General features: G+C 63.6%; 21 protein-coding genes. 10 read left to right on the top strand and 11 right to left on the bottom strand.

The genetic code is table 11. The annotated features are described in order from the left end of the window. The first annotated feature begins 135 nt into the window (after positions 1-135). Together FJ419_RS13265 and FJ419_RS13260 are read left to right on the top strand one after the other, a co-directional pair. Positions 136-1,212, top strand: coding sequence for an extracellular solute-binding protein (locus FJ419_RS13265; protein WP_140692915.1), 1,077 nt, complete (start codon positions 136-138; stop codon positions 1,210-1,212). Beyond that, complete coding sequence (locus tag FJ419_RS13260; protein ID WP_140692912.1) at positions 1,209-2,507, top strand: flavin monoamine oxidase family protein; 1,299 nt, start codon at positions 1,209-1,211, stop codon at positions 2,505-2,507. Before FJ419_RS13265 ends, FJ419_RS13260 begins: the two co-directional genes overlap by 4 nt. Here FJ419_RS13260 and FJ419_RS13255 read toward each other — a convergent pair. The 3 genes from FJ419_RS13255 to FJ419_RS13245 are packed head-to-tail and all read right to left on the bottom strand — an operon-like array spanning position 2,471 to position 5,317. Beyond that, positions 2,471-3,544: an ABC transporter ATP-binding protein gene (locus FJ419_RS13255; protein ID WP_140693651.1), complete on the bottom strand. Its 1,074-nt coding sequence runs from the start codon at positions 3,542-3,544 to the stop codon at positions 2,471-2,473. The two genes, FJ419_RS13260 and FJ419_RS13255, sit on opposite strands and share 37 nt — an antisense overlap. A 37-nt stretch (positions 3,545-3,581) precedes the next feature. Then, a complete protein-coding gene (locus tag FJ419_RS13250; protein ID WP_140692909.1) occupies positions 3,582-4,403 on the bottom strand; it encodes an ABC transporter permease in 822 nt (273 codons plus the stop codon). Beyond that, the gene (locus FJ419_RS13245) at positions 4,400-5,317 is read right to left on the bottom strand and encodes an ABC transporter permease (protein ID WP_140692906.1); all 918 of its coding nucleotides are present in this window, start codon (positions 5,315-5,317) and stop codon (positions 4,400-4,402) included. The genes FJ419_RS13250 and FJ419_RS13245 overlap by 4 nt, the downstream gene beginning before the upstream one ends. Before the next feature lie 291 nt (positions 5,318-5,608). On the opposite strand from FJ419_RS13245, the gene FJ419_RS13240 reads away from it, so the two are divergent. Beyond that, positions 5,609-7,027 carry an aminotransferase gene (locus FJ419_RS13240; RefSeq protein WP_140692903.1) on the top strand — a complete coding sequence of 473 codons (1,419 nt, stop codon included), beginning with the start codon at positions 5,609-5,611 and terminating at the stop codon, positions 7,025-7,027. 44 nt (positions 7,028-7,071) lie between these two features. Here the strand turns inward: FJ419_RS13240 and FJ419_RS13235 are convergent, their stop codons facing one another. Further along, entirely contained in the window at positions 7,072-8,274 is a 1,203-nt protein-coding gene (locus FJ419_RS13235; RefSeq protein ID WP_140692899.1) for an aromatic ring-hydroxylating dioxygenase subunit alpha, read from the bottom strand. 476 nt (positions 8,275-8,750) lie between these two features. On the opposite strand from FJ419_RS13235, the gene FJ419_RS13230 reads away from it, so the two are divergent. Next, positions 8,751-9,161 (top strand): hypothetical protein, encoded by a 411-nt coding sequence (locus tag FJ419_RS13230; protein WP_140544281.1) that lies wholly within the window; start codon positions 8,751-8,753, stop codon positions 9,159-9,161. Positions 9,162-9,435: 274 nt separating this feature from the next. Here FJ419_RS13230 and FJ419_RS13225 read toward each other — a convergent pair whose 3' ends face one another. Both FJ419_RS13225 and FJ419_RS13220 read right to left on the bottom strand, forming a co-directional pair. Further along, positions 9,436-11,538 carry a sensor histidine kinase gene (locus FJ419_RS13225; RefSeq protein ID WP_181170691.1) on the bottom strand — a complete coding sequence of 701 codons (2,103 nt, stop codon included), beginning with the start codon at positions 11,536-11,538 and terminating at the stop codon, positions 9,436-9,438. Between the two features lie 153 nt (positions 11,539-11,691). Beyond that, a complete protein-coding gene (locus FJ419_RS13220) occupies positions 11,692-12,420 on the bottom strand; it encodes a response regulator transcription factor (protein ID WP_246679197.1) in 729 nt (242 codons plus the stop codon). 93 nt (positions 12,421-12,513) lie between these two features. Between FJ419_RS13220 and FJ419_RS13215 the strand changes: the two genes are divergently transcribed. Then, the gene (locus FJ419_RS13215; RefSeq protein ID WP_140692892.1) at positions 12,514-13,215 is read left to right on the top strand and encodes a response regulator transcription factor; all 702 of its coding nucleotides are present in this window, start codon (positions 12,514-12,516) and stop codon (positions 13,213-13,215) included. Between the two features lie 75 nt (positions 13,216-13,290). Here FJ419_RS13215 and FJ419_RS30765 read toward each other — a convergent pair whose 3' ends face one another. After that, entirely contained in the window at positions 13,291-13,455 is a 165-nt protein-coding gene (locus tag FJ419_RS30765; RefSeq protein ID WP_181164944.1) for a hypothetical protein, read from the bottom strand. A gap of 176 nt (positions 13,456-13,631) precedes the next feature. Between FJ419_RS30765 and FJ419_RS30760 the strand changes: the two genes are divergently transcribed. Then, complete coding sequence (locus tag FJ419_RS30760; protein WP_181170688.1) at positions 13,632-13,859, top strand: hypothetical protein; 228 nt, start codon at positions 13,632-13,634, stop codon at positions 13,857-13,859. A 308-nt stretch (positions 13,860-14,167) separates the two neighbouring features. Next, positions 14,168-14,623, top strand: a complete 456-nt coding sequence (locus FJ419_RS13205; RefSeq protein WP_140692885.1) for a L,D-transpeptidase — start codon at positions 14,168-14,170, stop codon at positions 14,621-14,623. A 139-nt stretch (positions 14,624-14,762) separates the two neighbouring features. Here the strand turns inward: FJ419_RS13205 and FJ419_RS13200 are convergent, their stop codons facing one another. Together FJ419_RS13200 and FJ419_RS13195 are read right to left on the bottom strand one after the other, a co-directional pair. Further along, a complete protein-coding gene (locus tag FJ419_RS13200; RefSeq protein ID WP_140692879.1) occupies positions 14,763-17,846 on the bottom strand; it encodes an efflux RND transporter permease subunit in 3,084 nt (1,027 codons plus the stop codon). Next, a complete protein-coding gene (locus FJ419_RS13195; RefSeq protein WP_246679196.1) occupies positions 17,843-19,144 on the bottom strand; it encodes an efflux RND transporter periplasmic adaptor subunit in 1,302 nt (433 codons plus the stop codon). Before FJ419_RS13195 ends, FJ419_RS13200 begins: the two co-directional genes overlap by 4 nt. 144 nt (positions 19,145-19,288) lie before the next feature. Here FJ419_RS13195 and FJ419_RS13190 point away from each other — a divergent pair, with 144 nt between their 5' ends. The 3 genes from FJ419_RS13190 to FJ419_RS13180 all read left to right on the top strand — a co-directional run bounded on the left by FJ419_RS13190 (position 19,289) and on the right by FJ419_RS13180 (position 22,715). Further along, positions 19,289-19,822 (top strand): TetR family transcriptional regulator, encoded by a 534-nt coding sequence (locus FJ419_RS13190; RefSeq protein WP_140692872.1) that lies wholly within the window; start codon positions 19,289-19,291, stop codon positions 19,820-19,822. 168 nt (positions 19,823-19,990) lie between these two features. Continuing rightward, entirely contained in the window at positions 19,991-21,601 is a 1,611-nt protein-coding gene (locus FJ419_RS13185; protein WP_140544293.1) for an inorganic phosphate transporter, read from the top strand. A gap of 85 nt (positions 21,602-21,686) precedes the next feature. Next, positions 21,687-22,715 (top strand): transporter, encoded by a 1,029-nt coding sequence (locus tag FJ419_RS13180; RefSeq protein ID WP_140633074.1) that lies wholly within the window; start codon positions 21,687-21,689, stop codon positions 22,713-22,715. 56 nt (positions 22,716-22,771) lie between these two features. Here FJ419_RS13180 and FJ419_RS13175 read toward each other — a convergent pair whose 3' ends face one another. Together FJ419_RS13175 and FJ419_RS13170 are read right to left on the bottom strand one after the other, a co-directional pair. Next, entirely contained in the window at positions 22,772-23,932 is a 1,161-nt protein-coding gene (locus FJ419_RS13175; protein ID WP_140692865.1) for a patatin-like phospholipase family protein, read from the bottom strand. Further along, positions 23,925-24,713: an acetoacetate decarboxylase gene (locus FJ419_RS13170; RefSeq protein ID WP_140692856.1), complete on the bottom strand. Its 789-nt coding sequence runs from the start codon at positions 24,711-24,713 to the stop codon at positions 23,925-23,927. Before FJ419_RS13170 ends, FJ419_RS13175 begins: the two co-directional genes overlap by 8 nt. Positions 24,714-24,837 lie beyond the last annotated feature (124 nt).

Here is a 24,837-nt window from a genome sequence, read left to right as displayed (position 1 = left end):
GCTGCGGAAACGACCCGTCGCTCTTGATTGAAACGGCGTAGCGCAGGCGGCTGGAGCCCGACCAGGCGGGCTCGCCAAAGCCGGGGAATTCTCTTAACCTCCCCCATACATTCGCGATGGGGGAGTTCTCGCGCCATGACATCCGTGCTTCGCCGCCTCGCCTTGGCCGCTATCGTCACCATCGGCGCGGGCTCCGCCTATGCGCTTGCCGAAGGCGGCGGCGACCTCGTGGTCTTCGACTGGTCCGGTTACGAGGACCCGCTGCTGCATCCGGCCTATACCGCCAAACTCGGCGCCGAGCCGACCTTCTCCTTTTTCGGCGACGAGGACGAGGCCTTCGAAAAGATGCGCGCCGGCTTCAAGGCCGATATCGCGCATCCCTGCTCGCAAAGCGTGGTGAAATGGCGCGAGGCCGGTCTGCTGCAGCCGCTCGACATTTCGAAGATCGCCGGCTGGAAGGATCTCAATCCGGGCATCATGGCGATGAAGGATCTCGCCACCACCGCCGACGGCAAGGCCTGGTTCATGCCTTTCGACTGGGGCAACACCTCACTGCTCTATCGCACCGACAAGGTGACGGCGGACGAGGCGCAGTCGCTGAAGATCTTCGCCGATCCGAAATTCAAGGGCCGCGTCACCATCGGCGACAATGTCGATGACGCCTATGCGCTGGCGAGCCTGGTCATCGGGCTCAAGGACTGGACCAAGATGACCGACGAGCAGTTCAGACAGGCTTCCGCCTTTCTGCGCGACGTGCACAAGAATGTCCGCTTCTACTGGACGGACGACACCGACCTCAACCAGGCCTTCACTGGCAACGAAGTCGATCTGGTCTGGGGCTGGAACGAGACCTATGTGACATTGAAAGGTCAGGGCCTGCCGATCGCCATGAACCGCGACACCAAGGAAGGCATCTCGACCTGGGTGTGCGGCTATGTCCTGCTCAAGGAGGCGCCGGGCAAGCTCGACCAGGCCTATGATTTTCTGAGCGCCGTCAACGCGCCGGACGTTTCGGAGTATATGGTGAAGACCTTCGGCTACGGTCACGGCAACAGCGCGGGCATGGCGGCGATGGACCAGAAGCTGCTCACCGAACGCGGCTTCGACAACCTCGACAAGTTCCTCGACAGGACGCTGTTCCAGCAGCCGGTGGCGCCGGACCTCAAGCAGCGCATGGTGGCCGAGTTCGAGAAGATCAAGGCCGGCTATTGAGCAGCGTCATCGAAAGGACCGACATCGTCATCGTCGGCGCCGGCTTCACCGGTCTGTCCGCCGCGCTCGAATTGAAGCGCGCCGGCATCGATTTCCTTGTGCTCGAGGCGCGCGACCACGTCGGCGGTAGGGTAGAGGCCGTCCGCAATGGGCTCGGCGAACTGGTCGACAGCGGCGGCCAGTTCTTGTGCGTGGACATGCCCGAAGTGATGGCGCTGGCGAGGGCCTACGGCAAGACCTTCGTCGAGACCTATGTCGAGGGCGAATTCATCAGCTATCCGTCGATGACGCCGGCGGGGGCGGTGCGGACCTATCATGTCGCGAGGGCAATCCGCGAGCGCATGAACGGGATCGAGCCGGACGATCCGTCGATCGCCGGGTTGACCGTGGCGACATGGCTCGAGCGCCAGGCGGACACGGCCGATGCCAAGGCAGCTTTCCGTTCGATGATCGAGGGCCTGTGGTGCCTGCCGCTGGACAAAGTGCCGTTGTGGTACTTGATCGACAATGATCGCCGCATCACCAACGAAGTGTTCGAGCTGCAGTATTTCCTGCGCGAGACGATGCAGTCGCTGGCCGATGATCTGGCAGCAGATCTCGGCGACCGCCTGCGGCTGGGCGAAGCCGCGACGCGGATCGAGCGCGGGCGGCAGGGCATTCGCGTCGTCTCGACCGGCGGCGTTGTCGAGGCGGGCGCGGCGCTGGTCGCCTTACCGCCGGCGACGGCCGCGAAGCTCGATTTCGCGCCGTCTTTGCCGAGTGAGCTGGCGAGCGCGCTCGGCGTCTGGGAAAGCGGCGCGGTGATCAAGATCCTGGTGCGTTACGCAAGGCCTTTTTGGCGCGAGCGCACCTTGAGCGGCATGGTCATGTGGCGCGACCAGCCGGGGCTGTTTGCCTGCGACGCCAGCACGGATGCCGACCATGCCGCGCTTGCCGTCTTCGTCGGCGGGCCGCTGGCGCTGCGCTGGCACCCGCTCGGCGAGACGACGTTGCGTGCGGAAATCATCGCGAGGCTTGTCCAGGCGCTCGGTCCGCGGGCCGCCGACGTCGTCGATTTCAGCGTGCGCGACTGGACGCATGACCGCTGGAGCGGCGGCGCCTATAGTGACCTCATCGTCGACGTTACCGCGCGGCACGCCGAGCGCGTGATCCTTGCCGGCGCGCCGCCGGTCCATTTCGCATGTTCGGAACTGTCGCCGTCTTTCCCGGGCTATGTCGAAGGCGCGATCGTGGCCGGGCGCATCGCTGCCGGCAAGATTCAGTCCGCCATCGCCACCAGCGCCTCGGGGTCGTAGGCGAGACGGATCGGCGCGCCGACCGGAATGTCGTCGGCGCCGAAATCATTGGTCTCGGTCACCGAAAGCGGCTTTTCCAGTCCGGGAATCTCGACGATCAGATGCGTGATCTCGCCGAAATAGTGACGCTCGACGACCTTGCCTGAGACCTCGAACTTCGCCGTCGCGTCATCCCACAAAACACGCAGCCGCTCGGGCCGGATGCCAAGCGTTGCCGCGCCGCCATTGCGCACGAAAGCCCTTGGCTTGTCGGTCCTGACGCGGCCGAAGCCCAGCGTGTCGAGCACCAGCGAAGCGCCGTTTTCCTCGACGATCTCGGCCTTGACGAAATTCATGCCGCCGAGGAAGTCGGCGACCTGGCGGTTGACCGGGCGCTGGTAGATTTCCTTCGGCGAAGCGACCTGCGCGATCTTGCCGCCGAACATCACGGCGATGCGGTCCGACATCGCCAGGGCCTCGTACTGGTCGTGCGTCACCAGCACGAAGGTGATGCCGACCGCCTGCTGCAGACGGCGCAGTTCGACCTGCATCTGCTCGCGCAGCTTCTTGTCCAGCGCCGAAAGCGGCTCATCAAGCAGCAGCACCTTGGGCCGCATGACCAGCGCGCGGGCTAAAGCCACGCGCTGGCGCTGGCCACCGGAAAGCTCGGTGGCACGGCGCTTGCCGAGGCCGGTCAGCGATACCTGTGCCAACGCTTCCTCGACGCGGCGCTTCTCCTCGCCGGCGCCGAGCTTCAGCCGCTTTAGGCCGTAGGCGACATTCTGCTCGACATTAAGATGCGGGAAGATCGCGTAGCTCTGGAAGACCATGTTAGTCGGCCGGCGGTTGGCGGGAATGCCGTCCATCGGCTGGCCGTCGACGACGATCGAGCCGCTGGTCGGCGTGTCGAAGCCGGCGATCATGCGCAACAGCGTAGTTTTGCCGCAGCCGGAAGGCCCGAGCAGCGAGAAGAACTCGCCCTCCCTGATTGCCAGCGAGGCATTGTCCAGCGCCTTGAACGATCCGTAGCTGCGGGTAACGTCGCGGATCTCGATCATGGTGCGATCGGTTTGGGTGCGCTCGGACTGGACCCGCTCAAGCATAGAGGCCTCCGTCGTTCTGGGTGCGTCTCGCCGCGCGGCGGCGCAGGATTTCGGCAATCGTCATCAACAGGAAGGACGCGAAGAGCAGCAAGGTGCCGAGCGCCAGCACGCCGGGAAGCTTGGCCGCAAACCGCAACTGGCCCCAGATGTAGATCGGCAGCGTCGCCTCGGTGCCGGTGAGGAAGAAGGCAATGATGAATTCGTCGAGCGAGATGGTGAAGCAGACGAGCAGGCTGGAGATGATCGCCGGCGCGACCATCGGCAACGTCACGCGCCGGAAAGTGCCGAACGCGCTCTCGCCTAGATCGGCGGAAGCTTCTTCCAGGCTGCGATCGAAACCCTCGAAACCGGAGGTCAGCACGGTCATCGAATAGGGAATGCAGACCAGCACATGGCCAAGCACCACGGTGAACAGCGACAGGTTCAAGCCCAGCTGCAGCATGACCAGCAGCATCGAGATGGCGACGATCACCTCCGGCAGCACCAGCGGCGCCATGATCAGGCCGTTGATGGCGCGGCGGCCCGGGTAACGGTAGCGGGTGATCGAGCGGGCCGCGAGGATGCCGAGCACCGTCGACAGGATCGAGGCGGAGACGCCGACTATGAGGCTGTTCCAGGTAGCGTCGATCAGCGCCGGCGTGCGCGGCAGGTCTTCATACCAGTGCAGCGTCACGCCCGAGAGCGGGAATTTCGGCGTTGCCGCGGTGTTGATCGAGAAGATCGGCAGGAAGATCACCGGCAGGTAAAGAAACAGCAGATAGAGCACGGCGTAGCTCGACAGCCAGCTGGGCAGGTAACGTCTGATCGCCGTCATCGTGCCAGCCTCTGCAGGGCGCGGAAGACCAGCACAGTGGCGCCGGCCATCAACGAGACGATGATCATGGTGGTGACGGAGAGCGCCGCGCCCAGCGGCCAGTTCGACGCCTTGCCGAACTGCGCCTGGATTGCGTTGGCGATCATGACGCCGTCCTTGCCGCCGACGAGCTTCGGCGTGACATAGTCGCCGACGGTCGGGATCATGACGATCAGCGCCGCCGAGATGACGCCGGGCGCCGACAGCGGCAGGGTGACGCGCAGGAAGGAGCGCAGCGGCCCGTCGCCGAGGTCGGTCGCCGCTTCGACCAGGGTGCGGTCGACTTTCTCCAGCGACACGAAGATCGGCAGGATCGCGAAGGTCGCCCAGGCATGGGTCAGCGTGATGATGACGGCGGTGGAATTGTAGAGCAGCGCCGTCGACGGCTCGTCGATGACGCCGAGGCCTATAAGGCCGGAGTTGAGCACGCCGTTATAGCCGAGGATCACCTTCCACGACATCACGCGCAGCAGGTAGCTGGTCCAGAACGGGATGGTGATGAGGAACAGCCACAGGCTCTTGTGGCGGCCGCCATGGAAGGAAATAAAATAAGCGACCGGATAGGCCAGAGCCACGGTGAGCAGGCTGACGGTCAGCGAGATGTAGAGCGAGCGCCAGAGCAGGTCGCGGTAGATCGGCTCGGTTAGCGCGATCCGGTAATTCTCCAGCGTGAACGTGTGGTCGATGGTGAGGTAGTTCTGGGTCCAGAAGGAATGGGCGATGACGACCAGGATCGGCAGGACGAGGAGAATGAGGGCATAGACGAAGGTGGGACTGATCAGGGCAAAGCCCTGGACGGCTTCCGATTGCAGAAGGGGACTTCGTCTCAATCCCGCCATGCGCAACGGGGGCGACCCTTCCGCGGCAACCGTCATTGCAACGCTCCGGGCGTGATTTCGGTAGCTGGCTCGGACTGTCCCGCCATGCGCCTTCCCATTCGTGGCGCCGGCTGCCTGTTCCCGAATTATGCTTGGAGCGCGATCGCTCCCTGGCTTGCCGGCTTTCTTTCATCATGAGCGCATCCGCCGATTGAAATCAAGCGCTATTTCTGCGATATTGATTGAACGGATATTCAAAATGAAGTGATGAAAAGCCGAATTTCCATGGTTTTCCATATCGTTGATATCCCGACGAAAATCTGACAACCCTGGCGATGCGAGGCGAAAATGGCGGCTCAAAGCAAGATCAAGGCAAGCGAACTCATCGATGCCGCCGATGATGACGCGGTCGAGCTCGCCAGGCGCCATCTCTTGCAGCCCTGGCCCTATGCCGGCTCGGTCGGCAACGAGGCGCGCGCGCTGATCGGCGAGGGCGACGGCATCTACATCACCGACGCTTCCGGCAAGCGCCTCATCGACGGCCCGGCCGGCATGTGGTGCATCAATCTCGGCCATCGCCGCGAGGAGCTGGCCAAGGTCATGTACGACCAGGCGATGGCGCTCTCCTACAACACGCCCTGGTATACGATGAACGCGCCCTCGGCCGAGCTTGCCCGGCGCATCGCCGATGCGGCACCTGGCGACCTCAGCCACACCTTCTTCACCACCGGCGGCTCTTCGGCGGTGGAGACGGCGCTGCGCTTCATGCAGTTCTACAACAATGTGCGCGGACGGCCGGAGAAGAAGCTGATCCTCAGCCGTGGCGGCGCCTATCACGGCTCGACCTATCTGTCGGCCTCGCTCAACGGCCGGCCGCGTGACCGCGACTGGATGGACGGCGCCGACCATCTGGTGATCAAATTGTCCTCGCCGGATCCGTTCCGGCGCCCGAAAGACATGGGCGTTGCCGTCTTCACCGATTTCCTGGTCGACCAGTTCCGCGACACCGTCGCGCGCGTCGGCGCGGAGCGCATCGGCGCCTTTGTCGGCGAACCAGTGCAGGCTTCCGGAGGCGTCATCGTGCCGCCGGACGGATATCTCAAGCGTATCCGCGAGATCTGCCGCGAGAACGACATCCTCTATGTCTCGGACGAGGTGGTGACCGGCTTCGGACGGCTCGGCCATGTCTTTGCCTGCGGCGACGTGTTCGGCATCGACCCGGATATGATCACCTTCGCCAAGGGCGTCACGTCGGGCTATTTCCCGCTCGGCGGCGTCATCATCTCCGAGCGCCTGCTCGAAGAGTTGCGCCGCTCCAACCATCCGGATGCGCTGTTCGGCCATGGGCTCACCTACACCAGCCATCCGATCGGCTGCGCGGTCGCGCTGAAGAATCTCGATCTGCTGGAAGAGGGCGTGCTAGCCCACACGCGCGAAATAGCGCCCTATTTCCAGGCGCGACTGAAGACGCTGGAAGAGCTGCCGCTGGTCGGCGAGGTGCGCGGCGTCGGGCTGATGGCTTGCGTCGAATGCGTCGCCGACCGCGACAGCAGGGATCCGCTGCAGCTCGACAAGAATGTGGGCAAACGCATCGATGCGCATTGCCACGAGCTCGGGCTTCTGGTGCGGCCGCTGATCAACATGTGCGTGATGTCGCCGCCGCTGATCATCAGCCGCGAGCAGGTCGACGACATGGTGGCGATCCTGCGCGAAGGCATTTCACGCACCATGGATGATTTAAGGAAGGAAGGGGTCTGGCGGGGATGATTAGCTCTTCCTTCTCCCCGTTTCACGGGGAGAAGAAAAGGGCGCTACCCCCTCGACCGCAGCGCGTCGTTCAATCCCCACATGTCCTTTTCCTCGGGCGCCGTCTCCAGGTTCAGAACCGGGATCTGCCTGCGCAGGTGGTCGTGGTGGGTGCGCACTCCGTATTCGAGGTCTGAGAGGTAAAAGCCCTCGAAGGCTTCCGACAGCATGGATTCGTTCGACCACACCGAGAGCTGCACGTCCTCGCTCATCGTGTCGCGGTCGATGCGATAGGCGAGGTAGCGGGCCGCCGCCTGTTGGCGCGTCTCGTCCTTGTAGCGGTAGATGGCGCCGCGCAGCAGCGTCTCGCCGGTCGACAGCGGGAACTCCTGATAGAACTGGACGGATTCCGGCATGATCGACAGCGCGTTGTTGGGGAAGATGCCGTAATAGATCCACGCCTTGCGCAGATGTTCCGGCAGATGCCTGGCCTCAGGCCCGAGCTTGATGTACTCGCGAACGCTCCAGCGCCCCCCGGCATGCGGGTTGTAGCTGGCGAAGGACCGCGACACGCCGTTGATGAAGGGCTCGTCGAAATAGGTCGCGCCATAGAGGTCCTGCAGCGCCGGATGGGCCATGGCGACGTGGTAGCCTTCATTGTCGACGTCGCGCACCGACTTCCAGTTGACCGGCGATTTCTGGGTCCAGATGCCCCAGGACGGGACCATGTCGGCGACATTGTAATGCGCCATCTCGGCCTCGATCGGCTTCAGCAGCTCGGCCACCAAAGGCTGCGGGCCGCCCTTGCGGAAGCGGATGAAAATGAAGCCCGTCCAGATTTCGAGGTCGAGCGGCATCAGGCCGAACTCGGTCTTGTCGAGCTCGGGAAAGGAGCGCGGACGGGCAGCACCGCGCAGCGTGCCGTCGAGATTATAGACCCAGCCATGGAACGGGCACACCAGGGCGTTCTTGCAGGTGCCCTGGCTGTCGGCGACGACGCGGCTGCCTCGATGGCGGCACATGTTGTTGAAGGCGCGCACGACGCCGTCCTTGCCGCGCACGATCAGGGCGCGTTCGCCGGTGACATCCATGGTCAGATAGTCGCCCGGATTCGGCACGTCGGAGACATGGCCGGCGATCTGCCAGTGGTTGCGGAAGACGTACTCCTTCTCGAGCTCGAGAAGGGCGTTGGAATGGTAGCTCCACCCTGGCAAGCCCCGCCGGTCCCAATCGTTGGGGATCGCCACGTCACGGAGGTGCGGGTTCATGGATATGCTCTGCTTTTTGTTGAATGCTCATTCAATATAAGCATATTTTGCATTGAAATGCAATGGCTTGTGGAAATGTGAAAATTCCATGGCGGCAAATCCGGCCCCGCCCGAGTTGGAAAAATCCCGGAAAATCCGGGTCTTAATCGAGGAAGCGGAACGGCAATTCAGAAGGCGGATACCCGTCTCGGAGAAGGCCTGTTTCGACGGTCACGGGCGTACGTAGACAGCGGCGGAGCGCTCGATTCAGGCGTTGCTGTGTGAGGCTGTTTACAGTCGGGCCGGCGCGGCAGGCGCATATCTGCGCTGACCATTTCGACGGCCGCACGAATGGTTGCCTCGGAATGGGAACGCAGGCGCGTCCGGGGTTTGTTTCAATCCTGTTACACAGGCAATCATCGCCGACCATCCGGCAGTTACCTGGTGCGATTATGTTCGTTTCATAGCAAAAAGAAAGACAACGAAGGGAACAACCGATGTTTGCGAAAGTTCGCGCCGCCGATGCCAATCGCCGCCTGGCCGCCCCGGAACGCAATGACCGCCGGCCGAAGCTTGCGCTGCGGCAGCGTGCCAGCGACCATCCGATGGCGATGTTCATGCTGATCGGCGCCTGCGCCTTTGTTGCTATGTTGGCCGCGCCTGCCTCAGGGCCGGCTTTCGCCTCGATCAATCCGCCGGCCAATGTCGTCGAGGGCGCGCAGACCACGCTCAAGACCGCCCGTCTGCCGGAATCCACGATCGACTTTGCCTGCAAGGGTCAGAACTGGGGCGCCGAGAGCCTTGAGTGCCTGCGCGCCATCGCCGAACAGTCCGGCCAGCACAGGGAGCGCGCTGTGCGCATGATCGCCAACGCCGCGCCGCTCACCAACACGCCGAACGTTTTTTAAGACCTCCCCTGAGCGCGCCCTCCTGCGCTCCAGTCAGGCTCCCGCCGTGGAAATCGGTTGGGAGCCTCTTTTTTCGGCTCCGTCGATATTCAGGTGAGGCTGGTCTGCAAATGGCGACTTCCTGTGCTTCCGGTACTCACGTACTTAAAGTACGTTCCGTTCCGGTTCTCGGAAGTCACCATTTTCGACTCAGCCTGACCTGAATCTCGACGAAGCCGGCGACGGCGAGTTTAGGTTTACATTCCGCCTACCTGGTGGTCCCAGGCTAACCTGCTCAGATGTGGGCGCTGTTGTCGGCGGCGGCTTCGTCGGCAATGGTCGAGAGGATGCCGCGGACGTCGAGCGTCGAGAATGGCTTTTCCAGGATGTGCGGGCGCTGCTGCGGCGGCAGCGCTTCGATTTCCGCCTTGGCGCCGATCAGATCGCCGGTGACCAGCACGAAGCGCTGCGCCAGCGCGGGCCGCTGAGAAAGCAGTTCGCGGTAGATCGCAATGCCGCTGATGCCCGGCATGCGCAGATCGGAAAAGACGATGTCCGGCGGCATATAACCGTTCAACACGTCAGCCGCCGATGTCCAGCTTGCCACGACGCGCGACTTCACGCCCATCAGTTCGAGTATGTCGGACAACGAGCCGGCGACGTCCGGCTCGTCGTCGATCACCAGTGCATGGCGCAGCCCGCTCGAACGCGCCGGACCTTCGCCGGGCGCGGCGCTGCCGCCCGCGATCGCCGGCAACTGCACGACGAAGCGCGCACCTTGCGGCTCGACCTCCTCGAACCAGATGTTGCCTTTGTGACGCTCGACGATCGATTTCGAGATCGACAGGCCGATGCCGGTGCCGACGCCGACCGGCTTCGTGGTGAAATAGGATTCGAAGATGCGCGAGCGGATCGCCGCGGGGATACCCGGGCCGTTGTCCTCGACGGAGAAGCCCGGATTGCCGTGCTCGTTGCGGAACGTCCGCACCTTGATGCGCCGCTCGCCGGCGATGCCGGCAAGCGCATGCTGGCTGTTGATGAGAAAGTTCGCCGCGACCTGCGTGACGTGGTCGGCGTCGGCCATTGCAAGCAGCGGCCCGCCGGCGAAATCGGTGTCGATGATGATGCCGCTGGAGCGCGCGCCATAGGCGGTGACTTCGAGCGCCGAGCGCACCACCTGGTTGAGATCGGTCTCGGCCTGCTCGGTCGGGTGCAGGCGCACCATCGACAGGAAGCTCTTGACGATGCGGCCGCAACGCTCGGCGGCGGCGCGCACCTTCTCGGCGCGGACCTTGGTCTGCGGATCACCGGCGAATTCGTGCAGCAGCGTCGACTGCGCCACAACCACCGCCAGCGGGTTGTTGAGCTCATGCGAGACGCCGGCAAGCAGCGAGCCCATCGCCGCCATCTTCTCGTTCTGGTGCAGCTTCTCGCGCTGGCGGTTGATCTCTTCCTCGGCCTGCAGTTTTTCGCGCAGGTCGCGGATCGAGCCGAAGATCAGGCGGCGGTCGGCAACGCGCATCTCGGTCGCCGTCAGCTCGATCGGGAAAATCTCGCCGGCAGCGTTCTGCGTGACAGTCTCCAGCCGCTGGCCGACCATCGGCGCGCCGCGGCCGGCCATGTATTCGGCGCCGGAGGCATAGCCTTTGCGGTAGTATAGCGGAACGATGGTATCGAGCAGGTCCTTGCCCAGGATTGCGCTGCGCTGGAAGCCGAACATCTTCTCGGCGGCCGGATTGAATTCGATGATCGAACCCGTCTCGTCGATGACGATTATGGCGTCCAGTGAGGCCTGCAGCATGGTGCGGCGGATCACTTCACTGGCATGCGCCTCCGATGGCGAGCGCTCGATGGCGTCGCCGATCGCCAAAGCGATGATGTGCAGCGTCGCTTCTTCCTCATCCGTCCATTCGCGCTCGGCGATGCAGTCATTGATGGCCAGCGTGCCCCAAAGGTGGCCATGCGCGAACACGGAGACGGACAGGAACGACTTGATGTTCTGCTTCTCGAAATCGGCTCGCAGGAAGCCGTCGAGGTCGCGCGTGTGGCCGGAGAAAATCTTGCCTTGCCGCTCGTCTTCCTGCAACTGCTCCAGCAGCGAGTCCGAGTTGATGATCGACTGCATGATCACCGTAGGCGAGGCCAGCTCGCCGCCGAAATCAGGGTCGATCCAATAAGCGGCGACGGACTGGGCGAAGCCTTCGCCCGGCAATTCACGCAGGCGGAAGAGAATGCCGCGCTGGCAATCCATCTTGCGGCACATCGTCCCCAGTATGTCGTCCATCTCGCGCTGCCAGTCGCCTGCCTCGCGCAGGCGGCGCACGACATGGACAGCCGCCATGGCGGCGCCGCCCGGACGCGAGCCATTCGTATCGGTGCGTGCTGCATCAGCAGTCATGGTCATCCAAGGCCCGGACGTCGGTCGTTCAGAGCGTCCCTTCGTTCCACGGAAACGGCGAACCGCTCTACCGCTTTGTTTTGACGCAATTCCGGACGGAAGGCTACGGCCAAGGCGCCGAGCCTAGCCGTTTCACGCCATTCCCGGAATGCTCTAGTTGGCGTCGCCGCTCGGCAGCGAGAAGATATAGCCTTCGCCGCGCACCGTGCGCAGGAATTTCGGATTGGCGGGGTCGGCCTCGATCTTCTTTCGCAACCGCATGATGCGGATGTCGACCGCGCGCGAGGATTCCGGATCCTCGACGAAGCCGATCGCTTCCGAAATCGCCGCTCGCGTCAGAAGCCGGTTGGCGCGGGTAAGAAAAACCTCGAGCACGTCGAACTCGCTCTTGGCCATCTCGATGACCGCGCCATTGGCGCCGATGACCAGACGGCCGTCGAAATCGGCCTGAAAGCCGCCGAAATTCACGAAGCGGCGATTGCTGGTTTCGGCCTTCGCCGGCTGCAGCTCGGCCGGCTGCGGCACGCGGCGCAGCACACTGCGCACCCGCGCCAGCACCTCGCGCAATTCGTACGGCTTGACGATATAATCGTCGGCGCCGAGCTCCAGCCCGACGATGCGGTCGAGCGCGGTGCCGGCGGCCGTGGCGTAGATGACGCCGATCTGCGTTTTCGAGCGCAGCCAGCGGCCGAGTGACAGCCCGTCCTCGCCAGGCATGGCGATGTCGAGAATGGCGAGGTGGAAGGACTGCGCCTCGAACAGCGCGCGCGCGGCGGCCGCATTCTCGGCCGTCACGACGTCATAGCCGCTGGCGCCGAGATATTCGGCCACAGCCTCCCTCAGATCCGGTTCGTCCTCGACGACGATGATACGTGCCTTCACGACGCGCTCGCTCCCGCTTTCAGCGGAAAGTAGATTGGGTATAAACATGATGTCCAGCACTCATCTCGAGTTGCCTGTGGCGGGGTGAAGAAAATGGCCGCACGATCCGTCATTGCGCTTGTGTCCGTCGCCGAGGTGGTGGCCAAAAATCTCGCCGACCATCTCGAACGGCGCGGGCACGATGTGCGCCAGGCGCGCCAGCCCTGGGAGGCGGAGACGCTGCTTTCGGCCGGCGGCATCGATGTCGTGGTCGTCGGCGACGACGTCACCCAGGCCGAGGGCCGCGAACTGCTCAGGCGTTACAGCAGCCAGGGCGGGGGTGGCGAGGGCGGTCCCGACTTCATCCTGATCTGCCGGCCGCGCGACCTCGTCGACAAGGTGCTGGCGCTCGAGCTGGGTGCCGCCGACGTCATCGAAAGCCCGCTCAACGTGCGCGAGCTTGCCGCGCGCATCGGCGGCCTGCTGATGAGACGCGGCAGGGCCGGCGGCGAGCTGATCGTGCTGGAAAACGCCACCGTCGACCTGCGGTCGGCCATGGTGATGCATCGCTCGGGCGCGGAGGAGCAGCTTTCCCCGGGCCAGGTGGCGCTGCTCAAGCTGTTCCTGGCCAGCCCGCGCAAGGTGCTGACGCGCGACGACATCATTGCCGCGGCGCCGGCCGAGAATGCCGACGCATTCGACCGTTCGATCGATTCGCGCATCGTGCGGCTGCGCCGCAAGCTCGACACCGAGACCATCACCACCATCAGGGGCGCCGGCTATCGTTTCGATCCGCCGGTTCCACGCAACGAGTAAGCTTTGATCAGCGAGGCTTTTGAGCATCGGATTCCCCAAAGCGGTGGTCATTCTGGGTCCGACAACGCCTGGCGTTCAGCGCACGACGATAACCGAGGGTCCAGTTGGAACGTTCGCGCTGACTGTTATCCCGGCCTGGGCGCGCTCCTTTAGCAATACAGTCGCAAGAGCGGCAAAGCCCAGCAAACCCTGCGCGTAAAGCAGCGCGGAAAGCACCGAGGCGGCAAATTTCGTCTTCATCTCTTCAAATCCCCAATCTCGAAATCGTCGGTGCTTCAGGAAACTCCCGAAGCGCCCGCGCCGCTGACGGAGCCCCCCGCTGCGGCGCGGGCCTTCGGTCCTCTCGGCAGCAAGTAGCCGGAGGGGCCGCGCGTCCTCATCAACCGGAGGCCGACCCGCCAGAAGGCCTTCAGCCGGTGGACGCGCAGGCTGCACAAAATCCAGACCGTGGCGATGAACAGAGCCATGTGCAGCGTCGAAACCTCGCCGGAAGTCATCGCCGCCAGCGTCGTCGCCGGCTTGCTACCGAGCCGGCGCCGCCGAGCACGATCGCCGCGACGCTGATCCTGGGAAGCCAGGAGCGGAGTTTCGATTTCCTGCCCACTTTCGTTTGCGGATGTCTGTTCCCGTTGCGTCAAATCTGACGCCGGCCTGTATCCAAATCATGCCGCCGGAGACGCACTTTGTTGCAAGTCGGTTTCGAAAATGAGCCCAAGTCTTTCATATGCGGACGAAATGAACTTTCGTTTTTGGCTTAAGCCGATTGTACGACGCCTGACCGCCACGTCTCGAAGAGATCCGCGGTATCGTTCAACTGGTCCCGTTGTTAATTTGTGGAAACGAATTCGAAACAGAAACGAGCATCAAGCGAAATAGGTCTGAAACGGACGAGCACGATAAGAGCCCATCGAAATTGAAGCCGGACACAACGGCAAAAAACAGAGGGATCGTCATGCACTGCGCCAATTCCGCCAAGCTCATCAACATCACCGCCGCCGCGCTCACTGGCGCGGCGCTGCTCTTCGGCGCCGGCAACGCCGCCCACGCCAACCAGATCGTCGCCAAGGTTTCGCTGTCGCAGCAGATCATGGAAGTCACGGTCGATGGCCGTCCGACCTACACCTGGAAGGTGTCGACCGGCGACAAAAGGCACATCACGCCGACCGGCTCGTTCAAGCCGACCCGCCTGCATGAGATGTGGTATTCGAAAAAATACGACAACGCGCCGATGCCGCATTCGGTGTTTTTCAGCGGCGGCTACGCCGTCCACGCCACCTATGCCATCAGCCGTCTCGGCCGTCCCGCTTCGCATGGCTGCGTGCGGTTGCATCCCGATGCAGCGGCCGATTTCTATCAGTTGGTCGAGGTGTTCGGCCCCGGCAACACCAGCATCGTCATTGTCAAGTAAGGCTTGGCCAAAGTAACCGGCTGGGTAAGAGTAGCAGGCAGGTTGCCGCCTTCCAAGATCGCGAAGCTGTGAGGCAGCCGCCAACAAAAGAGGCCGGAATTTTCCGGCCTCTTTTGTTTTTTTCGCTTCGGTTGCCGTCTCAGCTCGGCAGCGCCGGCATCAGATTCGGATCGGGCTTCTCGGCGAGATGCGGCAGGTCCTTGCTGGCGATGAAGGTGTAGAACATCGGCACGACGAAGAGCGTGAACATGGTGCCGACAAGGATGCCGGTGAAGATGACCAGCCCCATCGAATAGCGCGCGGCTGCACCGGCGCCGCTGGAGACGATCAGCGGCACGACGCCGAGCGCCATTGCCGCCGTGGTCATCAGGATCGGCCGCAGGCGCACCTTGGCCGAAGCGATGATGGCGTCGCGGCGCCGCATGCCATGGATTTCACGCTGCTGGTTGGCGAATTCCACCAGCAGAATGCCGTGCTTGGTAATCAGGCCGATCAGTGTGATCAGGCCGACCTGGGTGTAGATGTTCAGCGTCCCCAGGCCGATGTTGAGCGGCACGATCGCGCCGAAGATCGACAGCGGCACAGCCATCATGATGATAAGCGGATCACGGAAGCTCTCGAACTGGGCCGCCAGCACCAAGTAGATGACGATCACCGCCGCCGCGAAGGCGATCAGGATGGTGTTGCCCTGTTCCTTCTCCTGCCGCGACTGGCCGGAATAGTCGACGAAGAAGGTGTCGGGCAGGGTCTCCTTAGCGAGATCCTCCAGCACCTTCAGGCCGTCGCCGGTGGTCACGCCGGGCAGAGGCAAGGCCGAGATCGTCGAGGAGTTCAGCTGGTTGAACTGCTCGATGGCCGCCGGCGAGGCATTGGTCGAGATCTTCACGACCGCCGACAGCGGCACCATCTTGCCGTCGACGCTGCGCACGAAATACTCGCCGAGCTTGTCGGGATTGTCGCGGAATTCCTGCGGCACCTGCGGGATGATGTCGTAGCTGTTGGAGTCGCGGTCGAACTGCGCCACTTCGGAGCCGCCCACAAGCAGCGTCAGCGTGTTGCCGATATCGGCGATCGGCAGGTTCAATGCTGCCGCGCGCTCGCGGTCGATCGTGACGGTCACCTGCGGCGCATCGTAGGACATCGAGTTCTGCACGACGATGAAGCGGCCGGAGGCCTGCGCCTTGCTCTTGATCTTCTCCGCCTGCTCGAAGACCTCCGAGGGAGCTCCGGTGGAGCGCACCACCATGGAAATCGGCAGGCCGCCGCCGGAGCCGGGCAGCGTCGGCGGCGCGAAGACGAAGGCTTCGACGCCGGCGACCTTGGCGAGGCGTCCCTGGATGTCGGCCTGGAGCTCCTTCGAACCGCGCTTGCGCTCTGCCCAGTCCTTGAAGGCGAAGCCGACGAAGGCGCCGTTGGTCGCGCCGCCGAAGGCAACGGCGGAGAATTGCGCCCTGGTCTCTGGAATGTCCTTCACCAGGCCAAGCATCTGGTTGACGTAGGCCTCGGTGTAATCCGATGTCGCATAGCGCGGCGCGGTGACGATCGAGAGCAGGAAGCCCTGATCTTCTTCCGGCGCCAGCTCTGTCGAGGTCTTGGTGAACATGAAGCCGGTCAGCGCGACGAGGGCGACGACGATGATCAGCGTCACCGGGCGGTTCCTGAGCGAAGCGGTGACCGCCCGTTCGTAGACGCGCTCGACGCGGCTGAAGGTGCCGTCGACGATCCGCTGGAAGCGGCCGTTCTGGCCCGGCTTCAGCAGGCGTGCGGACATCATCGGCGTGATGGTCATGGCGATGACGCCCGACAGCACCACCGAGCCGGCCAGCGTCACCGCGAATTCGCGGAACAGCGCGCCGGTGAGGCCGCCGGTGAAGGCAAGCGGAGCGAACACGGCGGCCAGAGTGATGGTCATCGCCACGATGGCCGTCGCGATCTCGCGCATGCCGTTGAAGGCCGCCTGCATCGGCGACATGCCGTCTTCCTCCATGTGGCGGTGGATATTCTCAACCACCACAATGGCGTCGTCGACGACAAGGCCGATCGCCAGCACCATGGCCAGCAGCGACAGAAGATTGATCGAATAACCGACCGCAAACAGGATGAAGCAGACGCCGATCAGCGACAGCGGGATCGTCACGATCGGCATCATCACCGAGCGGAACGAGCCCAGGAACAGGAGGATGACCACGATGACGATGGCGACCGCCTCGCCGATGGTCTTGAACACTTCCTCGATCGAGGCGCTGATCTGGCCGGTCGCGTCGTAGACGACCTCGATCGTCATGCCTTTCGGCAGCGTATCCTGGATCTGCGGCACGAGCCGGGTGACCGCGGCGGCGGTCGTCAGCGGGTTGGCCGCAGGTGTTGGGAAGATGGCCAGGAAGGTTCCCGGCTTGCCGTTGAAGCTCACCCTGGTGTCGGTGTTTTTCGCGCCGAGCTCGACATGCGCGACATCGCGCAGGCGCACCACCTGGCCATCCGTCGAGCGTATCGGGAGCTGGGCGAAGGCCTCGGGCGTCTGCAGGGTCGAATGGACGGTGATCGAGGAGACCACATATTCGTTCTGGGTGTTGCCGGGCGCCGACAGGAAGTTCGAGTTGTTGATCGCGGTCAGCACGTCCACGGCGGTGGCGCCGCGGGCGGCAAGCCTGATCGGGTCGATCCAGACGCGCATGGAATATTCCTGGGCGCCGAAGATCTGGACGTCGGCGACACCTTCCACGGTCGAGATGCGAGGCCGGATGACGCGCTCGATATATTCGGTGAGCTGCTCCTTCGTCATGTTCGGGTTCTGCATCGAGATGTACATCATCGCGAACTGCTGGCCGGTGCCTTTGACGATGACCGGATCCTTGGAGGCGTCCGGCAAGGTGCCGCGCACGCCCTGGACCTTGGACAGCACCTCTGCCAGCGCGACGTCCGGATTGGAGCCGAGCTTCATCTGCACCGTGACCGTGCTCGAGGACGGACGGCTGGACGAGGTGACGTAGTCGATGTTTTCGGTCGAGGCGACGGCGCGCGCGATCGGGGCCGATATGAAGCCCTGGATCAGGTCGGCGCTGGCGCCGGGATAGGCCGTGGTGATGGTGATCGCCGTCTCGTCAACCTTGGGATACTGACGGATCGACAGGCCGAAGATGCCCTGGAAACCGAGCAGCAGGATCAGACAGGCCAGCACCGTCGACAGCACGGGCCGGCGGATGAAAAGGTCGGAAAAGCTCATTGCTGAACCTGTTTGTTCGCCGATTTGCTGGGGTCGATGGTGTTGTCGACGGCAACCGACATGCCGTTGAAGAGCCGGTTCTGGCCGGCCGTGACGACCTGGTCGCCGTCCTTGAGGCCCTCGACGATCTCGACCATGCCGTTGTTGCGGCGGCCGAGCTTGACGAAGACCTGCGAGATGGTGAGCGCAGGCTGCTGCGCGGCCTCGGCCGGCTTGGCGGCGTCGCCGGCCGCTTTGTCGGCCGGCTTCGCATCCGTCGGCTTTGCGGCGTTGTCGGCTGGCTTGGTGGCGTCCGCCTGCGGTTTGGCGGCATCGCCGGCCGCCTTGTCGGCGCCGGCCTTCTGCTCATCCGGCTTCGCCGGCGCAGCAGCGGCAGCGGGCTTCGCCGGCTCGACCACGAAGACATAGTCGCCATAGAGGCTGGTCGTCACCGCCGTTTGCGGCACGGAGATGACATTGTTTTCCTGCGGCAGCTCGACACGGATCTGGACGAACTGGCCAGGCGTCAGCTTGCCTTCCGGATTGGCGACCTCGCCGCGAATCGAGACCAGCCGGCTGGCGGGATCGATCTTGGGGTCGATGCCGCGAATGGAGCCGGCAAAGGACATGTCGGCGAGATTGGTGCCGAGCTTGATGGTCTGGCCGATCTTGAGCAGCGGCAGCTGCTGTTCGGGTATAGTGAAGTCGACCCGCATCGTGTCCAGGTCCTGGATCGTCACCACCGCGTTGCCTGGCGCCAGATACTGGCCGATGTCGATCTTCGGGATACCGACCGTGCCGCCGAATGGCGCGGACAATTGCTTCTGATCGAGCACCGCCTGCAGCTTGTTGACTTGCGCGGCCGAGGCATCCGCCGCGGCACGCGCGGCGTCAAGCGTTGCGTCGGTGCCGACGCCGCGCCGCTGCAATTCGATCGCGCGGGTCAGCGCCGCCTGGTCCGAGGCGGCCTGCGCCTTCTGCGCCACCAGATCGGCTTTTTCGACGGCATCGTCGAGCTGCACCAACACCGCGTCGGCGGCAACCTTCTGGTTGGCGTGGAAAAGGATGTCCCTGACGATGCCGCTCGTCTCGAGGGTGAGATCGACGCCGCGCATGGCGTTGACGGTGCCGATGGCCTCGATGCCGGGGGTCCATACCGATGGCTTGACCGTCACTGTCGAGACCGTCGCGGCCGGCGGCTTCATGGTGGCGAAATACTGCTTGATGCCGGCATCGCGCATGAAGTTGAAGCCAACGATGCCGACGCATACCAGGGCAAGCAGCAGCAAGAATCCGGCGATGACGAAAAAGCGCTTCACGGGCAGTCCCCTCGAGCCGGCAGCCGGCAAAAACAATCGATGCCGGGACACATATCGACGATAAGTCCCGATTTCAAATGGCGCGCCTTACTGTACCGGCTGGACGGTCTTGTCAATTCCGCCTAGGCTAATGTAGGGGAAGCAATGAGAGTACCCAGGGCGAACTCACGCGAGAAGATACTTGCCGCCGCCGCCGATGTGGCGCGCGAGGCTGGTCCGGGAAGCCTGTCGCTCGAGGCGGTCGCCAGCCGCGCCGGAGTATCGAAAGGCGGCCTGCTCTATAATTTTCCGACCAAGGCCAAGCTGATGCAGGGCCTGGTCGAAAGCTATCTCAGCGATTTCCAGAAGGCGCTGGAAACGCGCGCCACCGAGGCCGGTCACGAGAGCGTCCTCTCAGCCTATATCAAGCTGTCGGCCGACGACTGCGAGCGGCCGAAACCCTCGGCGTCGTGGATGTTCTCGGCGATCGCCGAAGATCCCGATTTTCTGACGCCGATCAAGGCCTTCAAGCGCCAGCTGTTCGAACGGCTGAAAGGAGAGACGGACGACCTCGGCTCGCTGCTGGTCTGCTATCTCGCCATTGAGGGGATGCGCAGCATGAACCTGTTTGATTCAGACGTGCTGTCCGAAGACGAGCGCAGGCTTCTGGTGTCGTCGCTCCTGAAGATAGCCGGATAGCTCACCAAACAGTTTGGTGGCGACCAAACGGCTTGGTAGTGACCAAACAGTTTGGTAGTGACCAAGCGGTTTGGTGGTGACCAAACGGTTAAGAGCGTCACACCAGCTTCATCCTAGGGACATAGCGTTCTCCCCGGTTCTTTGCTGCAATGCAAAAGGAGTGGGACAATGGTGGACGTAGTTTCGAGTGAGGCGGGGATCCCGAGACCGGATCATCCCCTGGAACAATCGGGCGGTGCCAAATGGTTCCTGCCGGCTTTCGGCGTGCTGGTGCTCGTCGGCATCGTCTATGTCGGCTATGCGCTCAGCCAAGATCTGGCCATCGCCAAGACGGTGCCCTGGATCCTGCTCGGCATCGCCCTTCTGATCGCGCTGGGCTTCGAGTTCGTCAACGGCTTTCACGACACCGCCAACGCGGTCGCCACCGTCATCTACACGCGCTCGCTGCCGGCCGAATTCGCCGTCATGTGGTCGGGCGTCTTCAATTTCCTCGGGGTGCTGACCTCGAGCGGCGCGGTGGCCTTCGGCATCCTGTCGCTGCTGCCGGTCGAGCTCATCCTGCAGGTCGGCTCGTCATCCGGCTTCGCCATGGTGTTCGCGCTTCTGGTCGCGGCCATCCTGTGGAACCTCGGCACCTGGTTCCTCGGCCTGCCGGCTTCGAGTTCGCACACGATGGTCGGCTCGATCATCGGCGTCGGCCTCGCCAACCAGTTCATGGCCCCGGCCGGAAGCGCCACCAGCGGCGTCGACTGGGGGCAGGCGACCAATGTCGGCATCACCTTGCTGGTCTCGCCGATCGTCGGCTTCTTCGCCGCCGCCATCCTGCTCTATGCCATGAAGCTCCTGGTGCGCAATCCGGCGCTCTACGAAGCGCCGAAGGGCAATGCGCCGCCGCCATGGTGGATCCGTGCCCTGCTGATCTTTACCTGCACCGGCGTCAGCTTCGCGCACGGCTCCAATGACGGCCAGAAGGGCATGGGACTGATCATGCTGATCCTGATCGGCGTGGTGCCGACGGCTTACGCGCTCAACCGCACGCCCGACATCAACTATCTCGACGCCTACAAGTCGGCCTCGGTGTCTGTCGAGCAGGCTCTGGGCAAGTACGTCAAGCCTGGCGTTACAGTCGCCGATGCCAATGCTGCCAAGGCTGCCGTGCAGGAGGCCGTGCGCAGCAAGAGCTGGAACGATCAGACTACGATCGCGCTGCAGACCTATATCCACAACACCACCGCCGGGCTGCAGCCTTACGCCTCGGTTGACAACGTGCCGACCGATCTGGTCAGCAACGCGCGCAACGACATCTATCTGATCGGCGAAGCGCTGAAGCTGATCGACAAGAAGAAGCTGCTGCCGATGCAGGACGCCGATCTCAAGGCGGTGACCGACTACCACAAGGCGGTCGACAACGCGACGAAGTTCATTCCGCTGTGGGTGAAGATCGCCGTGGCGCTGGCGCTCGGCCTCGGCACCATGGTCGGCTGGAAGCGCATCGTCGTCACCGTCGGCGAGAAGATCGGCAAGAGCCACCTGACTTATGGCCAGGGCGCCGCCGCCGAGCTGGTCGCGATGATCACTATCGGCATGGCCGACCGTTTCGGCCTGCCGGTGTCGACGACGCACGTGCTGTCGTCCGGCGTCGCCGGCACCATGGCGGCGAACGGCTCCGGCCTGCAGTGGTCGACCGTGCGCAACCTGCTGCTGGCCTGGGTGCTCACGCTGCCCTGCTCGATCGCGCTGGCCTTCGTGCTGTTCGTGATCCTCCGCCACGTTTTCTGAGCGGCGGTTCATGCCTGATCGGCAACATCGACGGCGCCGGTTTCGGCGCCGTCTTGCTTTTTCAGCATGTGATTGAGTGGCAGCCATGAATGACGCATCACATCTGACGCTGCTTGCCTGGGACGACAGCCGGCACCATGCGCCCGGCCTGATATGGGCCTATCGCGGCAAAGCCGATGCACCGGCCGAGCCGATCGCGCCAAAGGATATCGAGGCGGTCCTTGCCGAGCCGGATGGCTGGGTGTGGCTGCATGTCGACCTTATCGACCAGCGCGCCCATTCCTGGATCAGCCATGCCTGCGCGCTGCCGCAATCGGCGCATGCGATCCTCGAAGGCCATGAGGACAGCATGGCGCTGGCGCATGAAAAGGGTGTCGTGCACGGCATCGCCGCCGATCTGCATGGCGAGATCGGACGGAGGTCGACCACCATCGGCCGACTGCATTTCGCCGTGACGGATCGGTTGCTGGTGACCGGCCGGCGCCATTCGCTGGCCGCCGTCGAGGACGTCAACAAGACGCTTTCGGAAGGATTCAAGCCCGCCTCGGCCTTCGAGCTGTTCGCAGCGATCGTGCTCGCCTTCTGCAGGAGCGCTAGCGAACGCCTGGCGCGGGCGACGAAGCAGTTGGACGAGGTCGAGGATCATCTGGTCACCGAGCGGCTGGCCGACGAGCGCCGCCGGATCAAGGACGTGCGTCGCCTAACCGTCTCGCTGCACCGTCCGATCTCGGCGCAGGTGGCGCTGTTCCTGGACGAGAACCGTGCCGGCTGGGAGCTGTCGGCGGGCGCCCACGAGATATTGGGCAAGCTGTCGGCACGCCTCAAAAGGCTCGACCGCGAAGTCGTCATGGTCAACGACCGGGCAAGGCTGCTGCAGGAAGAGGTCGCGGCCGAGTTGGCGGACGAATCCAACCGCAGCCTGAAGGCGCTGGCGGTGATGAGCGCGCTGCTCCTGCCGGGAACGCTGATCGTCGGCATCTTCGGCATGAACACCGAAGGACTGCCGCTGACCCACACCCATGGCGGCTTCCTGCTGGCGATGCTGCTTGCGGGTGGCGCGACGGGCTTGTTCTATTGGCTGCTGCTGCGAGCCGGCGCCGATCTCAAGTTCTAGGATGCCTATCGGTCCAGGCACCCGGATCTCGAAACGGCCCGGGCGGGTACAACTTGTCAGGTTGGGTCTTCGCGATGCAGGTCGTGGATGGTGACGCCGTCGGCATTGTCGGGCAGCATCAGCCACTTCTTGTGGCGCAGCGTGCGCTCGGTGTCTTCCAGCCCCATCTCCCAATGCTCGCGCATCGAGGTGCCCGAGAACTCATAATCCTTGGCGTGGCCTTCATAGCCTTTGTGCTGGTAGATCAGGTGGACGATGTTGACGACGCCGGCGTCGGAATAGTCGGCTATCAGTTCCCTCTCGCCGTCCTTGAGCTGGTCCGGCGGCACGCGCTTCAGCGCGTCGAGCAGCTTCATCTTGAGCGCATGGATGCGCTGGAAGTTGTCGGTGTTCTGGCGCGTGCGGCTGGAATACATGATGTCCTTGTGGCGCGACAGGACGTCGGCCAAGCCGCGCGGCAGCACGCCGCGGGCGCTGAACAGATCGACCTGGAACACCAGCGAGGAGCGGTCCTCCTCCTGGTCGAGCAGATATTGCAGCGGCGTGTTGGAGACGATGCCGCCGTCCCAGTAATACTCGCCTTCGATGCGGATCGAGGGGAAGGCCGGCGGCAGCGCGCCGCTCGCCATGATGTGCTCCGGCCCGATGCGCACCTTGTCGGTGTCGAAATAGACGAAGTTGCCGGTCCTGACATTGACCGCGCCGACGCTCAAGCGCTTTTTGCCGTCGTTCAGCACGTCGAAGTCGATCAGGCTCTCCAGCGTGTCCTTGAGCTCGGCGGTGTCGTAGAAGCTGGTGGCGCCTTCGGCTCCCGACAGCTGGAACCAGGGGTTCGGGCTGCGCGGCTTGAAGAAGCCCGGCTGGCCCATCGTCATGGTCATCAATGACGAGGTCTGGTTGCGGATATCGCGATAGATGTCGCCTTCGGGCGTATAGGCCCAGATCTTGCGGCCCGAGATCGTCTGCCAGAACTGCTCCAGCCGCTGCAGGCGGCGGCTCGGCTCGTTGCCAGCGATGATCGAGGCGTTGATGGCGCCGATCGAGACGCCGGAAAGCCAGGTCGGCTCGCAGCCGGCGTCGGCAAGCGCCTGATAGACCCCTGCCTGATAGGCGCCGAGCGCGCCGCCGCCCTGGAAGACCAGGGCGATGCGGTCATATTGCGCAGTGATTTCCTGGATGGTGGCGGCGGCCGCCTTGTTGCGGGTACGCTCAAGCACCGGCTTTCTCCAGCTCCTTCGCGCCGGCAGCCGATCGGCCGCGGTCCGCGAGATAATCATGCACGACTTCGCCGAGACCCAGCGTCAGATCGGCGGTGAAGTGAACGGCCGAGACGATGTCGAGCACAGGCAACTTGGCGACATCGGCCATGACATGCGGCCGAAGGTCGAGCGCGGCGGGTGCCGTCCAGGCTTCCTTCAGCGTGATGTCGGTGAGGTAGTAGCGGACCAGCTCGCAGATGCGCGGGCTGCCGTCGACATGCGGGATGATCTTGATGAGGAAGTTGGGCGCGGCGAGCGAGGCGAGCACCTGGTCGTGGTCGGCTTCGCGGTGCTTGTAGCCCATGGTTCCGGTGGCGCAGAGCACGCTGCCATAATGCAATGTGCCGACCACCACCTCGCCCTCATGCACGATCTTGGGGTTGGCGAGCTTTTTCGGGAAACCCCAGAGCTCGCGGCCGCCGGCGATCGGCGCGTCGTCGTCGAGATACATGGAATGCACGTAGCCGCCGTGCTGGCCCTTGTAGCGCACCGGGATGACCTGGCCGGTCTCGGTGTAGTCGCCGAAACCGGTCGAGTCCGGCATGCGGATGAATTCGTATTTGACCAGCGGCTCGTCTATCTCGAGCGGCGCCGGCACGACGGCTTCCATCGCTTCGCGCGTCGTGCGGTAGGTGATGATGATGTATTCGCGGTCGAAGAAACGATAAGGGCCGGGCGGGAAGGAAGGGTTGGTGAGCGGCATGGCATAGGCGCGCTTCACGACATCGGCGATTTCCATGGCTGGTGCCCCAGTAAGCTGTGAAATGACCCGCGCGAATGCGCTGGCAAATATGTTGCATGGCAGCATGACAGTGCCGTGTCAGCCCGGCGACATGCGGCCACGGAGCCGGCAAATGGCGCTG

This window comes from Mesorhizobium sp. B2-6-2 (genome assembly GCF_006440615.1).
GTDB lineage: Bacteria > Pseudomonadota > Alphaproteobacteria > Rhizobiales > Rhizobiaceae > Mesorhizobium.
This window is presented reverse-complemented; position numbering and strand designations above follow the sequence as displayed.

Coding starts and splice junctions, on each gene's coding strand:
- FJ419_RS13265 (WP_140692915.1), top strand. CDS start 136: ATGACATCCGTGCTTCGCCGCCTCGCCTTGGCCGCTATCGTCACCATC.
- FJ419_RS13255 (WP_140693651.1), bottom strand. CDS start 3,544: ATGATCGAGATCCGCGACGTTACCCGCAGCTACGGATCGTTCAAGGCG.
- FJ419_RS13250 (WP_140692909.1), bottom strand. CDS start 4,403: ATGACGGCGATCAGACGTTACCTGCCCAGCTGGCTGTCGAGCTACGCC.
- FJ419_RS13245 (WP_140692906.1), bottom strand. CDS start 5,317: ATGACGGTTGCCGCGGAAGGGTCGCCCCCGTTGCGCATGGCGGGATTG.
- FJ419_RS13240 (WP_140692903.1), top strand. CDS start 5,609: ATGGCGGCTCAAAGCAAGATCAAGGCAAGCGAACTCATCGATGCCGCC.
- FJ419_RS13235 (WP_140692899.1), bottom strand. CDS start 8,274: ATGAACCCGCACCTCCGTGACGTGGCGATCCCCAACGATTGGGACCGG.
- FJ419_RS13230 (WP_140544281.1), top strand. CDS start 8,751: ATGTTTGCGAAAGTTCGCGCCGCCGATGCCAATCGCCGCCTGGCCGCC.
- FJ419_RS13225 (WP_181170691.1), bottom strand. CDS start 11,538: ATGACTGCTGATGCAGCACGCACCGATACGAATGGCTCGCGTCCGGGC.
- FJ419_RS13215 (WP_140692892.1), top strand. CDS start 12,514: ATGGCCGCACGATCCGTCATTGCGCTTGTGTCCGTCGCCGAGGTGGTG.
- FJ419_RS30765 (WP_181164944.1), bottom strand. CDS start 13,455: ATGAAGACGAAATTTGCCGCCTCGGTGCTTTCCGCGCTGCTTTACGCG.
- FJ419_RS13205 (WP_140692885.1), top strand. CDS start 14,168: ATGCACTGCGCCAATTCCGCCAAGCTCATCAACATCACCGCCGCCGCG.
- FJ419_RS13200 (WP_140692879.1), bottom strand. CDS start 17,846: ATGAGCTTTTCCGACCTTTTCATCCGCCGGCCCGTGCTGTCGACGGTG.
- FJ419_RS13190 (WP_140692872.1), top strand. CDS start 19,289: ATGAGAGTACCCAGGGCGAACTCACGCGAGAAGATACTTGCCGCCGCC.
- FJ419_RS13185 (WP_140544293.1), top strand. CDS start 19,991: ATGGTGGACGTAGTTTCGAGTGAGGCGGGGATCCCGAGACCGGATCAT.
- FJ419_RS13180 (WP_140633074.1), top strand. CDS start 21,687: ATGAATGACGCATCACATCTGACGCTGCTTGCCTGGGACGACAGCCGG.
- FJ419_RS13170 (WP_140692856.1), bottom strand. CDS start 24,713: ATGGAAATCGCCGATGTCGTGAAGCGCGCCTATGCCATGCCGCTCACC.